Consider the following 13487-nt stretch of genomic DNA (forward strand, 5'->3'; position numbering starts at 1 on the left):
GCAGCTCGTCTGTCCACTGGGTGGCGCATTCTCATGGAGACCGCCGCCGATCAGTTTCCAGGCTGCTGTCGCAAGTCTTCTTCGCGGTAGCGGCAGCCTGTTGAGCCGCCGATAAGAGCGGCCTTGTATGTGCCGAGCTTGATCTCGTTGCCGTTGTCAGGGGAGTGCAGTATCACGTCGTGGTCTCCGGGCTTATCGACGCGAACGGTGAGCGATGTTATTCCGTACTGTGCGGCGATGTCGCGCGCGACAATCAGAACGCTGGGCCACTCGCTGTCGGCAATCGGCACCAGCGAAACGAGGCGGTCGGTTGACATCGATACCCCGTCGGTCTCCAGGTACGGGGATGGGCATCCGAGCGTGTCCTGTCCGCGATTGACATCGACCCGCCAGTCGAGTTCAGGTGCAATGGTTTTCGCGGCATCTGCGATCTGCTGGATAGTCGCGATGAGCTGTCGCTCAGTGGCTTCCACAGACGGCAGCTCCCGCATCTTCGCTTCGGCGCGCGCGATCTCGTCCTTGGTCACCGGGTGGTCGGGGTTATCCAAATTGCTTCCACATCCGCTCAGGATCGCCGCGACGACGATCGACGCCAGTATGCGTGCAACTGCCTTCTTCGCCATCTCAGCGCACCGCCCGTTCGGGTAATCCGGCGACGATCACGGCCATGTTGTATCCGGCTGTGCGAAGTTCGCCGTTCGCGCTCGGCCGGGGGTACTCGCTGTGGCCGTTCGAGTCCTCGCGATGGACGCCGTCGCTCGTCGTAGCCTCGGCGACAGAGAGTTGTTCCAGGTTTGTCTTTACGGGATCGGGGCCGAACATGCCGGTGCCATCGGCCCATGTGATCGGGTCGTCGGGTGCGCGCATCACATAACCACGACCCTGTGGCAGACCGAGATCTGGTTCGTCATCGGCGTTGATACCGGGTGAGCCGTAGAAGACAACGTCGTCGACGGGCTGACCAGGGCCAGAATCCTGCAACGCCAGCGCCGTCGTGTAGGACCCGTAGGAGTGGCCCAAGGCCGTGATATGCGGATCCGGTTTGTTCGAGGCGGCATCCAGACCGTTGAAGAAGTTCGCCAGCCTGGGTGCACCTTCCTTGGCTCGATCGGCGCTTGCCGCCTCCGGTCCTATTTCCGGTGGGGGTTCATACCCGAGCCAAGCGATCGACGCCACCCGCTCATCAGGACGGCCCGCCCGCCGCAACTGGTCCATCGCCTCTTCCTGCACGGCTGCGGCCTCGCGGGTCATTCCCCCCAACGACTGCACGGTCGTAGATACGCCAGGCGTGGTGACCGAGACATGGTCCGCGTTATCAGGGTCACCAACGGCGACCGCGGCCATACCCTTCTCTCCTGATTGCATATCCAGCAATAGCAGGCGGGCGCCTTTGTCCGGGTTGGCCGGGTCCAGCGGACGGTCCTTCAAGATGCCCTCGATCGCGTCGAGATCCTTCAGCTTCGCCTCGACGCGAGCCAGTTCGGCTTTGTCCTCGCCATACGGATCCGGCGCGTTCGGATACCTCGACCCATCGGGCGCGTCTTTCAGCTCCTCTCGCAGCTTGTCGCGCTCCTGCGTCAACCGAGTACGTTCGTCGTCGATCCGGTTGACGTTCGCTTCGTGGCGGGCCATGGACGGTATGCCGTCCCGGTTGCCGATCCATTCCGGATGCTGCTCGATGACCTCGCGGCGCTGCTGTTCGTCCATCGCATCCCACCACTCCTTGTTCTGCTGCGGAGTTCCCTTCTCCGGGGGAGCGGGCGCGGTCAGTCCGCCTTGCGATGCGCCGGTGGTGGATGCGGCAGTGATATCCGTGGCGCCCTTGTCGTCGATCTGTCCGTCGGCGGCTTTGTTCAGTACCGCGGCCGCGTCCGCGTTGATGTCGTCGGCTTGGCGCATGACCGCGCGTGCCGCCTCGATCAGCTCCAGTCGCAATGCCTCCACCGACGCCGCATCCGGCGCATTGGGCTGGTCGGCGATGGTGACGTGTCCGTTGTCCCAGACTTCGAGACCGTTCGCGGCGGCCGTCTGGTCGATGGTGGCCAGCGTCGTCTTCAGGTGTTTGACGGCTTCCCTGGTCTGTTTCGTCAGTTCCCGGACCGCGCCGAGCGCCGCGGCTTCGTCGGTCAGCTGATCAGCGGTGACAGTGAACCTGCGCCGCGCCGCGTCCGCGGCGTCGCCTTGCCAACCCGGGAGCTTGCCGATGTCCGCGAGCAGGTTGTTGACATCGTCCAGCGTGGTGAGGCGCCGAGACAGCGATGTTTCGAGCGTTTCCAGTGCGAGTTCGTTCCACCAACGGATGTCCGGTAACAGCATCGATCTGCGTCCCCCATAGAAATCGCATCGCTTGTGCCGACCGGTATCGTAGCGGGCGATCACGCGTATTCGCTAGACACAGGGGGGCTTTGGTGGCTGATTCCGTATCTGTCGATCCTGAACTGCTTCGCGGTGCGGCCGGTCGGCTCGACGTTCTGTTCAACGACTCCGGCGTAAAGCTTCGGGAGGTCGATCAGGCGATCGCCGACAGCCGCGACGGATGGAAGGAAGCGGCGGCGAGCGCGTTCGGGCGGTTCACCACCTATCTGGAAGGCCGCCGGAACCTGTTGCAACAGAACCTCGCCGAGCTTTCCGAATCGCTGACCACAGCGGCCAACAACCTCCAGTCGCAGGACCAATCGAGAAGTACCCAGCTGACGTCGCAATCGTCCAGCCTCGACCTCTGAGTGGGCGGTACGACAAAACCGAACGTCCGCCCTCGTCCCGGTGCAGGCCGGGACCCGTTGCCGGACCCGGGCTTTCACCCGGGCGATGGGGCGGACGTTCGGTCTCGCACGGTGGGCGCGCGGTCGCCGGAGGGGAACGGCGGCCGTCGCGCCCGTGTCCCGCGGGGTCCGGACCGCGGGACACGCTGTGGCGGTTACACGTTCGCGTAGGACAGCGAGGGGACGCGCTGGATGGCGAACGAGGACCGCAGGTAGAACCACCAGGTGACGCCCGCCATGACCAGGAAGGTCGCGGCGTAGGCCCAGAAGGCGGGGGCCATGGTGCCGAAGTTGATGTTCGACAGACGCAGCGCCTGCTGGAGCAGGTAGCCGCCGGAGGCGCCGATCGCGCCGATGACGCCGATGGCCGCACCGGCCTGGCGCCTGGCCGAGGCCACCGATTCGGTGATGTCCAGGCCGTGCTCGGCGGCGTACTTCTTGGCTTGCGCGCTGAAGATCATCGGGATCATCCGGTAGGTGGAGCCGTTGCCGATGCCGGTGAGCACGAACAGAATCAGGAACGCGGTCAGGTACAGCGGGAAGCTCTTCAGCTCCAGCGCGATCATGATGAGCGCGACCGCGACCGACATGCCGCCGAACACGAACGCGGTGATCTTGGCGCCGCCGATCTTGTCGGAGACCCAGCCGCCGAACGGACGGCTGAACGAGCCGACCAGCGCGCCGAGGAAGGCGAGGTTACCGAGCGTGGTGATCCAGCCGATCTTGGCCAGGTCCGGGAAGTTGGCCTTGATCAGGGTGGGGAAGGCGAAGGAGAACCCGATGAACGAGCCGAAGGTGCCGATGTAGAGGAACGACATCACCCAGGTGTGCCTGCTGGTGAGGGCCAGCTTGTAGGACTTGCCGTCGGATTTCGCGGTGCTGATGCTGTCCATGTAGCGCAGCGCGCCGAACGTGGCGACCAGGATGAACGGTATCCAGACCAGCACCGACAGGGTGATGCCGAACCGGTAGCCGGCGGGATCCTTCGCCAGGATGTGGGTGCCGAGGGTGATCAGCAGCGGCAGGACGAGCTGAGTCTGCGCGACGCCGAGGTTGCCGCCCGCCGCGTTGATGCCAAGGGCCGCACCTTTCTTCCCTTCGGGGAAGAAGAACGAGATGTTCGCCATCGACGAGGAGAAGTTGCCGCCGCCGACGCCGGCCAGCGCGGCCAGCAGCAGGAAGACCCACATGGGCGTGCCGGGCTGGTTGACGAAGTACGCCAGGCCGAGCGTCGGGAACAAGAGCATGGCCGCGCTGAACGCGGTGAACGCTCGTCCGCCGAATTTGGGGATGGCGAAGGTGTACGGAATGCGCAGCGCGGCGCCGACCAGGGTGGGGGTCGAGGTCAGCAGCAGCGCGTTGCTCACCGCGGTGGGGTTGCCCTTGCCGAGGCCGGCGAGGAAGTCGAAGCCCGCGGCGCCCATGCTGGTCACCACGGTGCCCCAGATCACCCAGACGCTGAAACCGAGATTCTCGGCGAACACGGAGAAGATCAGATTCTTACGCGCGGTCTTCGCACCGCCGGATTCCCAGAATTTCGCATTGTCCGGGTCCCAGTGGTCGATCCAGCGTCCGCGTTTCTTGTGTTCGAAAGTCGTTGGCTGCGACTGCTGGCCGGGGGCTGCTACGGCGGTCATCGGCTTCCTCTCGATTCGGCTCGACCGGCCCTCATCGCGGCGCATTGCCGCCGGCGGCTGTCGAGTGCCTAGCTACGGTCGAGACAAAGGTAGGGGCCGCTTGTTGCGTGCCCGTGGCTTTCGATGACGTTCCCGGCAATTCCGACTCACACTGGCCGGATACCGATGGTGACCACTTGGTTACCTCGCCGCTCTTGCGTTTATCGCGCGTCCGGATATTCGGCGATGAGGGAATCGAGGAAGCACCGCGTCGCCGAGGCGGCCCGTTCGGGATCGCCGTCGATCACCGCGTGCACCAACGCCGCGTGCTCCTCGGGATAGGAGTCGTCGGACTTCGCGGTCCGTGCGCGGATGACCTGTTCGATGATAGGCAGCAGCGAGTCGTAGAACTCGAGGTATACCGCGTTGTGGCTCGCGACGACGATCGCGCGGTGCAGTTGCACGTCCGCCTCGATCGCGGCGGCCTGGTCTTCGTCCCATTCCTTGTCGCGTTCGGCGAGCAGACGCAGCAGGTTCGCGATGTCGGTGTCGTCGCGGCGGCGGGCCGCCAGTGCGGCGGCGGTGGTGTCCAGCGCGAGGCGCAGCTCCAGCACGTCGCGTTCCTCGGCGTCGGCGAAATACTTTCCCAAGGTGCCGCCGAGGTCGGAAGCCGCGATCACATAGGTGCCCGAGCCCTGCCTACGCTCCAGCATGCCCGCGTGCACCAGGGCCTGGACGGCCTCGCGCACGGTATTCCGGCCGGTGCCGGTGAGCTCGGTGAGCTCCGGCTCGGTGGGGATGCGTGAGCCGATCGGCCAACGGCCGGAACGAATTTCGGCACGCAGCTGCTCGGTGACCTGGGCGATGAGGCTGGTGCGCCGGACGGGTTGCACCTCGATAGAGTACCGCCCATCACAAATCATTGCCGCTCATCATCCGGTCATCCTATGATTTCTCGGTGACTGCGACCCTTCCGGAAATCGTGACTCGTCAGGAATCGGCCCTGCTCGAGCGTCGTCGACGTGCGCGTACCGAGGGTCGCCTGCTGGTACTGGCCGCAATCGTGATGTCCGCGCTCGCCCTGCGGGTCGCCGTCACCGCGTTCAGCCCGCTTGCCGAGCAGATCGGCGCCGAAATCGGTTACGGCACCGCCGTTGTCGGCCTGTTCGGCATGATCCCGACCGCCATGTTCGCGCTGTCCGGACTGCTCACCCCGATCCTGGCCACCCGGCTCGGACTGGAGCGCACCGCGCTGACCGCCATGCTGATGGCGGGTACGGGCATGCTGATCCGGGTGCTGATGTCGGGCGCCGCGGAACTGCTGATCTTCTCCGCCCTCGCGCTCGCGGGCATGGGCATCGGCAACGTGGTCATCCCGCCGCTGGTGAAGCGGTATTTCCCGGATCGTCTCGCCGCGGTGAGCTCGCTGTACATCGTCATGGTGCAACTCGGCACGGTGCTGCCCGCCTTCACCACGGTGCCGGTCGCCGAGGCGCACGGATGGCGAGTCTCGCTCGGGGTGTGGGCCCTGGTCGGCTTCGCGGCTGCCGTGCCCTGGCTCGCGGTGCTGCGCGGAGGTGACGACGCGGCCACGGCCGCACCGGGGCAGGCGGCGCGCGCCGGACGCGTGTGGCGTTCGCCGATCGCCTGGGGCATGGCGGGCATGTTCGGCATGACCTCGCTGACCACCTATTCGATCTTCACCTGGCTGCCGAAGATCCTGCGCGAGGCGGGCGCGAGTGCCGGGTACGGCGGAGCGATGGTGGGGCTGTTCGCCGGAGTCGGCCTGGTCGCCGCGCTCACCGCACCGACCGTGGTGGCCCGGTTCCGCAATCCGTTCCCCGTCGTGGTCGGCTGCGCGGTGCTGTTCTTCACCTCGTTCGCCGGGCTGCTGATCGCGCCGATGGCCGCGCCCATCCTGTGGGTCGTGCTGCTCGGTCTCGGCCCGAGCACCTTCCCGATGGCGCTGACGCTGATCAACCTGCGTACCCGCACACCGGGTGGGTCGGCCGCGCTGTCCGGCTTCACCCAGGGCGTCGGCTACGCGGTGGCCTGTGTCGGTCCGCTGCTGTTCGGCATGCTGCGCACGGCGACCGGCGGGTGGCTCGTTCCGTTCGCGATGCTCGGCGTCGCGGTGCTGGTGCTGCTCGCGGGCGCCTGGCAGGCGTGCAAGCCGTGCATGCTCGAGGACACCTGGAGCTGAGCCCTGCCGCTCGCGCCGAAGTCTCACAGTTCGGGTTGCGTGGCTGTGCGAACCGGGTGAGGATGTGGGCGTCGCGGGTAGCGCGCGTCACACCTCACCGGTCGCGAAATTCGAGATCGGCTATTTGTGACGCACGGAAACCGCTGTGTCACACGCGCGAAACATTCACGCGAAACTCACCCGAGGTAATCGGGAATCGTGAGCAACCGTTGATTTGACGGTCATTTCGCGCAGCATTTCGGCAATACCCATTTCCTACCGTGGGGCCAACCGACTTTGGGAGGCCCTGTTGAGCACGCTGACGCGTAACCGTTGGGAAGCGCTACGGACGACGATCCGCAGGCCGCGCATCGAGCACTGGGATGCCGAGGATGTGGCCGCCTGGGAGGCAGGCGGCAAGGAGATCGCCAAGCGCAACCTGATCTGGTCGGTCGTCGCCGAGCACGTCGGATTCTCGGTCTGGTCGATCTGGTCGGTGATGGTGCTGTTCATGCCCACCGACAAGTTCGGCATCGACCCGGCGGGCAAGTTCTTCCTGGTCGCGATGCCCACGCTGGTCGGCGCGTTCCTGCGGATCCCCTACACCGTCGCGACCGCGAGGTTCGGCGGGCGCAACTGGACCGTCTTGAGCGCGGCCCTGCTGCTCATCCCGGCGCTGCTCACGCTGTACTTCATCAACCAGCCGGGCACTTCGTACACCACGTTCCTGGTGATCGCCGCGTTCGCGGGCTTCGGCGGTGGCAACTTCGCCTCCTCGATGACCAATATCAACGCCTTCTACCCGCAGCGGCTCAAGGGTTGGGCGCTGGGCCTGAACGCGGGCGGCGGCAATATCGGCGTTCCGGTGATCCAGCTGATCGGCCTGCTGGTGATCGCCACCCTCGGCAACAGCTACGCCTCGCTGATCTGCGCGATCTACCTGGTGTTCGTGGCGCTCGCCGGGCTCGGCGCCGCGCTGTACATGGACAATCTGCCCAACCAGAAGGCCGACCTGTCCTACATGCTCACCGCGCTGAAGGTGCCGCAGTCCTGGGCGATCGCGTTCCTCTACATCGGCACATTCGGCTCGTTCATCGGCTACAGCTTCGCCTTCGGCCAGATCCTGCAGATCAGCTTCAAGGCCGGTGGCGACAGCGTCGCGCAGGCCACCCTGCACGCCGCGCAGATCGCGTTCCTCGGTCCGCTGCTCGGCTCGCTGGCCCGGCCCTACGGCGGCAAGTGGGCCGACCGCATCGGCGGTAGCCGGGTCACGCTGTACGTGTTCGGCGCCATGATGGGGGCCGCGGCGCTGGTCACGGTGGCCAGCACGATGGCCGACCGCAACAACGGGGTGGCCGGCGGTGCGGTGATGACCGCGCTGGTCGCGGGCTTCATCGCGTTGTTCGTGCTGTCCGGGATCGGCAACGGGTCGGTCACCAAGATCATCCCCTCGGTCTTCGAGGCGAAGTCCAAGAGCCTGGACGCCACCCCTGCCGAACGGTCCGCGTGGTCGCAGAACACCTCCGGCGCGCTCATCGGCTTCGTCGGCGCCATCGGCGCGCTCGGCGGCGTCGGCATCAACCTGGTGCTGCGCTCCTCCTACGCCTCGACCGCGTCGGCGACCACCGCGTTCTGGGTGTTCATGGTCTTCTACGTGGTCTGTGCGCTGGTGGTCTGGGCGGTCTTCCTGCGCCGCCCCGGCGCCCGCGTCGTCGCCGATTCCGATGTCGTCGTGGAGGCGGAGAGCTTCGTGCTCGAAGCCGAAGCCGGCCGCTCGCCGAGCGCCCCGTCCCAGTCCAGCAGCTCGTCGGCCCGCGCCTGACACCCGATCCAGTCCAGGAGGACCAACAGATGAACCCCACAGTCGCTCGCAAGACCGCGGTGGTCGTCGGCCACGGAATGGTCGGGCACCGGTTCGTCGAGGCGCTGCGCTCGCGCGACACCGAAGGCCGCTGGCAGGTGGTCATCCTCAGCGAGGAGCAGCTGCCCGCCTACGACCGCGTCGGTCTCTCGTCCTACGTGGGCAGCTGGGACGCCGCCGCGCTCGCGCTGCCCGGCAACGAGTACGCCGGTGACGACCTGGTCGAACTGCGGCTCGGCCAGCGCGCCGAGTCGATCGACCGGGAAGCGCGCAAGGTGACCACGTCGGCGGGTGACACGCTCGCCTACGACGCGCTCGTGCTGGCCACCGGGTCCTACCCGTTCGTGCCGCCGGTGCCCGGCCACGACCACCCGGAATGCTTCGTCTACCGGACCCTCGACGACCTGGACGGCATCCGTGCCGCCGCCGAGGCCGCCGGACCCGGCGCGGCCGGTGTGGTGGTCGGCGGCGGTCTGCTCGGCCTCGAGGCCGCGAACGCGCTGCGGCTGCTCGGCATCACCCCGCATGTGGTCGAGTACAACGCGCGGCTGATGCCCGCCCAGGTCGACGAGGGCGGCGGCGCCATCCTGGAGCGGCTGGTCACCGACCTCGGCCTGCACGTGCACACCGGCGTCGGCACCTCCTCGATCGAGTCGGCCGACAAGGGACTGAAGGTCACGCTGTCGGATGAGTCGGTGATCGAGGCCGGGCTGGTGGTGTTCTCCGCCGGTGTCCGCCCGCGCGACCAGATCGCCCGCGACGCGGGACTGGAGGTCGGCCCGCGCGGCGGCATCATCACCGACCTCGGTCTGCAGACTTCCGACCCGAATATCTGGGCGATCGGCGAATGCGCCGCCGTGGAAGGCGTGTGCTACGGCCTGGTCGCCCCGGGTTACAGCACCGCCGAGATCGTGGCGGACCGGCTGCTCGGCGGCGCGGGCGAGTTCCCCGGCGCGGACATGTCGACCAAGCTCAAGCTGCTCGGCGTCGACGTGGCCAGCTTCGGCGACGCGCACGGCGTCACCGAGGGCGCGCTGTCGGTCGTGCTGCACGACGCGGCCAAGGGCACCTACGCCAAGCTCGTCGTCTCCGACGACGCGAAGACCCTGCTCGGCGGCATCCTGGTCGGCGACGCCACCGCCTACTCGGCACTGCGGCCACTGGTCGGCCGTCCGCTGCCCGCCGAGCCTGCCCAGCTGATCTCGCCCGCGGGCGCGGAACTCGGCGCCGACGCGCTGCCCGACGACGCGCAGATCTGCTCCTGCAACAACGTGTCGAAGGGCTCGATCTGCGGCGCGATCGCCGAGGGCGCTTGCGACATCCCGGCGATCAAGAAGTGCACCACCGCCGGCACCTCTTGCGGCGGTTGCGTCCCCATGCTCAAGAAGCTGCTCGAGCAGTCCGGCGTGGAGATGTCGAAGGCGCTGTGCGAGCACTTCGAGCAGTCGCGCGCCGAGCTGTTCCAGATCGTCCAGGTCACCGGCATCCGCACCTTCTCCGCCCTGATCGCCAAGTACGGAAAGGGCACCGGCTGCGACATCTGCAAGCCGACCGTCGCCTCCATCCTCGCCTCCACCTCGAGCGACCACATCCTCGACGGCGAGCAGGCGGCGCTGCAGGACACCAACGACCACTTCCTGGCCAACCTGCAGAAGAACGGCACCTACTCGGTGGTGCCCCGGATGCCCGGCGGCGAGGTCACCGCCGAGCAGCTGATCACCATCGGTGAGGTGGCCAAGGAATTCGGCCTGTATGTGAAGGTCACCGGCGGCCAGCGCATCGACCTGTTCGGCGCGCGCGTCGAGCAGCTGCCGATGATCTGGAAGCGGCTGGTGGACGCGGGCATGGAATCCGGCCACGCCTACGGCAAGTCGCTGCGCACCGTGAAGAGCTGCGTCGGCTCCACCTGGTGCCGCTACGGTCAGCAGGACTCGGTCGGCATGGCCGTGCTGCTGGAGAAGCGCTACCGCGGCCTGCGCTCGCCGCACAAGCTGAAGCTGGCCGTCTCCGGTTGCGCTCGCGAATGCGCCGAGGCGCGCGGCAAGGACGTCGGTGTGATCGCCACCGAGAACGGCTGGAACCTCTATGTCGGCGGAAACGGCGGCCTCACCCCCAAGCACGCGGTGCTGCTGGCCGGCGAGCTCGACGACGAGACGCTGATCAAGTACATCGACCGGTACCTGATGTTCTACATCCGCACCGCCGATCGTTTGCAGCGCACCGCGCCGTGGCAGGAGGCGCTGGAGGGTGGCGTCGATTACCTCGAGCAGGTGATCTGTGATGACAGCCTCGGCATCGCCGATGATCTGGAGGCGGCGATGGCCCAGCATGTCGCTGGCTACCGCGACGAGTGGGCCGCGGTCCTGGAAGACGAAGAGAAACTGTCTCGCTTCGTGTCGTTCGTCAACGCCCCGGAGGAGTCGGATCCGACGATTTCCTTCGATGAAACCGGAGAGCGGAAGGTTCCCGTCCTGCTGGGACTGCCGGAAGTCCCGGTCGCCACGCCGGGGAAATGACCGCTTAACCGCCTGGAAACAGAACGCCGGTACCAATGGGTAAGGCGTTTGGAGGATGACACCGATGACCGTGATCGATACCCCCGGCATTGCCGCAGCTACCACCACGGGTTGGACGCAGGCATGCCGTCTCGACTACCTGCTTCCCGGCCGCGGCGTTGCGGTGTTGCTGAAAGGTGGCCGACAGGCTGCCCTGTTCCTGCTCGAGAGCGGCATGCTGTATGCCGTCGGCAATATCGATCCGTTCGGCAGGGCTGCGGTCATGTCGCGCGGGATCGTCGGCGATCGCGGCGGCGTGCCCGTCGTGGCCTCGCCGCTGCTGAAGCAAGCTTTCTCCCTGGTCGACGGGCAGTGCCTGGACGACGAATCGGCGATGCTGCCGGTGTACGCGGTGCGCGTGGACGACGGCATCGTTGCGGTTTCCAATGAGCCGGTGGCATCCGGGCTCGCGACCTCGGATGGATGATCGGCATGACAACACCTGACGCGGGCGGCGGCCTGGCCGGATTCACGGTCGGCATCACGGCGGCCCGGCGCGCCGTAGAGTTCGCCACACTGCTGGAACGTCGTGGCGCGACCATCGTGTCCGCACCGGCCATCCGGATCATCCCGCTCTCCGACGACGCCGAGCTGGAGCGGGTCACCCGGCAGCTGGTGGCCGATCCGCCGCAGATCACCGTGGCCACCACCGGTATCGGCTTCCGCGGCTGGATGGAGGCGGCCGAAGGCTGGGGCTTGGCCGAGGATCTGCGCCGCACGCTGGGCGGCACCCGCATGCTCGCCCGCGGCCCGAAGGCCAAGGGCGCCATCCGCGCCGCCGAACTGCGCGAGGAATGGTCGCCCGCCTCCGAGTCTTCCGCGGAGGTCCTGGACCACCTGCTCGCCGAGGGCGTGGAGGGCGTCCGGATCGCGGTGCAGCTGCACGGGGCCACCACCGAGTGGGAGCCGGTGCCCGACTTCTGCGAGGTCCTGCGTTGCGCGGGTGCGGATGTCGTGCCGGTGCCGGTGTACCGCTGGGTGCCGCCGGACGACCAGGGACCGATGGATCACCTGATCGAGGGCATCGTCACGTCCGGTTTGGACTGCGTCACCTTCACCAGTGCGCCCGCGGTCGCGTCCATGTTGATGCGCGCCAAGGAAACCGGACTGTTGGAAGGGCTGCTGTACGCACTGCGCGGCCGGGTGCTGCCCGCCTGCGTCGGGCCGATCACGGCCGCCCCGCTGGAAGAGCTCGGGGTGCCCACGTCGATGCCGGGGCGTGCTCGGCTCGGCGCGTTGGCCCGCCACGTCACCGAGGAACTGCCCAGGCGCGCCAACCGGATTCAGGCCGCGGGACACAACATCAGCGTGCGCGGCGCGTGCGTGGTGGTCGACGGTCAGGTGCGTCAGCTGGCGCCCGCGCCGATGGCGCTGATGCGCTCGCTGGCCCGCCAGCCCGGCCGGGTCGTCTCGCGCGAAGACCTGCTCGCCGCGCTGCCCGGCGGCGGGGACGACACGCACGCGGTGGAGACCGCCATCGCCCGGCTGCGCGCCGGGCTCGGCACGCCGAAAGCGATTCAGACCGTGGTCAAACGCGGGTACCGGCTCGCGCTGGACCCGGCCGAATGCACCGACAACAACCCACGGCCCACCGCGACAGGAGGCCCGCAGGTGCCCGGCGTCGGAATTCCGACCCGGGCACCTCGGTACATCCAGACTGCGGGGAGCTGGTGACCGCGCCCGCCCTGGTGCTGGTGGCCCACGGGACCCGCAGCACCAAGGGCGTGCAGATGATCGCGGCGCTCGCCGAGGCCGTGTCGAAGGAGCTCGGGGCCGGGGTCTCGGGGCCCGGCACCGAGGAAACGCCGTGGGTGCGTACGGCCTTCGTGGACGTGCTCGGTCCTTCGCCGTCGGAAGTGCTCCGCGATCTGGCGACACCGACCGGGGAATCCGTGCCCGCCGTAGTGGTTCCGGCGTTCCTGGCCTCGGGTTACCACGTCTACCAGGACGTACCGCGTGAGGTCTCGGAGAGCGCGCATCCCGCGGTGCTGGTCACTCCGGCCATGGGCCCTGATTCCGCGTTGGCGCGCATCATGAAGATGCGCCTGCGCGCCGCGGGCTGGGCCCCCGGTGACGCGGTGGTCTTCGCCGCCGCGGGCTCCTCGGACGCTCGTGCCCGACAAGACGTTCGGCGCGCGGCCGCGCTGCTCACCGAACGTCTCGGTGTTCCCGTCCGTATCGCCTATGTCGCCACCGGCGCGCCGCGTGTACCGGAGGTGGTCGCCGAACTGCGCGCCGGGGGCGCACGACGGGTCTTCGTCGCCTCGTACCTGCTGGCACACGGCCTGTTCCAGCAGCGCCTGCACGAGGCGGGCGCCGACGGCGTCGCCGAACCCATCGGCGTCCACCCGGCCGTGGTCCGGCTCATCGCCGAGCGCTACCGGGCGGCTGCCCACGAGATGGTCCGAGCGCGCGCTCGCTGAGCAGTCGCACAAATTGTCCGCATGCGCGCCCGCTGCGCACAGTCCGCAGAACGCGTAACCGATTGCCCGGCGGGCGGATCGGGAGCGC

11 protein-coding genes are annotated in these 13487 nt (G+C 67.7%); 7 read left to right on the plus strand and 4 right to left on the minus strand.

Translation table 11 applies throughout. The annotated features are described in order from the left end of the window. Positions 1–50 precede the first annotated feature (50 nt). Both OHA40_RS22705 and OHA40_RS22710 read right to left on the minus strand, forming a co-directional pair. Positions 51–623, minus strand: coding sequence for an LppA family lipoprotein (locus OHA40_RS22705; RefSeq protein WP_330228899.1), 573 nt, complete (start codon positions 621–623; stop codon positions 51–53). Position 624: 1 nt separating this feature from the next. Further along, a complete protein-coding gene (locus tag OHA40_RS22710) occupies positions 625–2316 on the minus strand; it encodes an alpha/beta hydrolase (protein ID WP_330228900.1) in 1692 nt (563 codons plus the stop codon). Positions 2317–2408: 92 nt separating this feature from the next. Between OHA40_RS22710 and OHA40_RS22715 the strand changes: the two genes are divergently transcribed. After that, positions 2409–2723, plus strand: a complete 315-nt coding sequence (locus OHA40_RS22715; RefSeq protein WP_330228901.1) for a WXG100 family type VII secretion target — start codon at positions 2409–2411, stop codon at positions 2721–2723. A gap of 194 nt (positions 2724–2917) precedes the next feature. Here the strand turns inward: OHA40_RS22715 and OHA40_RS22720 are convergent, their stop codons facing one another. Then, positions 2918–4399 carry a nitrate/nitrite transporter gene (locus OHA40_RS22720; protein WP_330228902.1) on the minus strand — a complete coding sequence of 494 codons (1482 nt, stop codon included), beginning with the start codon at positions 4397–4399 and terminating at the stop codon, positions 2918–2920. A 200-nt stretch (positions 4400–4599) separates the two neighbouring features. Beyond that, positions 4600–5271: a FadR/GntR family transcriptional regulator gene (locus OHA40_RS22725; RefSeq protein WP_330228903.1), complete on the minus strand. Its 672-nt coding sequence runs from the start codon at positions 5269–5271 to the stop codon at positions 4600–4602. Between the two features lie 65 nt (positions 5272–5336). Between OHA40_RS22725 and OHA40_RS22730 the strand changes: the two genes are divergently transcribed. From OHA40_RS22730 to OHA40_RS22755, 6 genes are all read left to right on the plus strand, one after another. Beyond that, positions 5337–6581 carry an MFS transporter gene (locus OHA40_RS22730; RefSeq protein ID WP_442943788.1) on the plus strand — a complete coding sequence of 415 codons (1245 nt, stop codon included), beginning with the start codon at positions 5337–5339 and terminating at the stop codon, positions 6579–6581. Positions 6582–6867: 286 nt separating this feature from the next. After that, entirely contained in the window at positions 6868–8382 is a 1515-nt protein-coding gene (locus OHA40_RS22735) for a nitrate/nitrite transporter (RefSeq protein WP_442944072.1), read from the plus strand. 29 nt (positions 8383–8411) lie between these two features. Next, positions 8412–10937 carry a nitrite reductase large subunit NirB gene (gene nirB / locus OHA40_RS22740; RefSeq protein WP_330228904.1) on the plus strand — a complete coding sequence of 842 codons (2526 nt, stop codon included), beginning with the start codon at positions 8412–8414 and terminating at the stop codon, positions 10935–10937. Positions 10938–11001: 64 nt separating this feature from the next. Continuing rightward, positions 11002–11403, plus strand: a complete 402-nt coding sequence (nirD, locus tag OHA40_RS22745; protein WP_330228905.1) for a nitrite reductase small subunit NirD — start codon at positions 11002–11004, stop codon at positions 11401–11403. 5 nt (positions 11404–11408) lie between these two features. Continuing rightward, the gene (locus OHA40_RS22750) at positions 11409–12650 is read left to right on the plus strand and encodes a uroporphyrinogen-III synthase (RefSeq protein WP_330228906.1); all 1242 of its coding nucleotides are present in this window, start codon (positions 11409–11411) and stop codon (positions 12648–12650) included. Next, positions 12647–13399 carry a sirohydrochlorin chelatase gene (locus tag OHA40_RS22755; RefSeq protein ID WP_330228907.1) on the plus strand — a complete coding sequence of 251 codons (753 nt, stop codon included), beginning with the start codon at positions 12647–12649 and terminating at the stop codon, positions 13397–13399. Before OHA40_RS22750 ends, OHA40_RS22755 begins: the two co-directional genes overlap by 4 nt. The last annotated feature ends 88 nt before the right edge of the window (positions 13400–13487 follow it).

The sequence above is a fragment of the Nocardia sp. NBC_00508 genome (genome assembly GCF_036346875.1).
In the GTDB taxonomy this organism is placed as follows: domain Bacteria; phylum Actinomycetota; class Actinomycetes; order Mycobacteriales; family Mycobacteriaceae; genus Nocardia.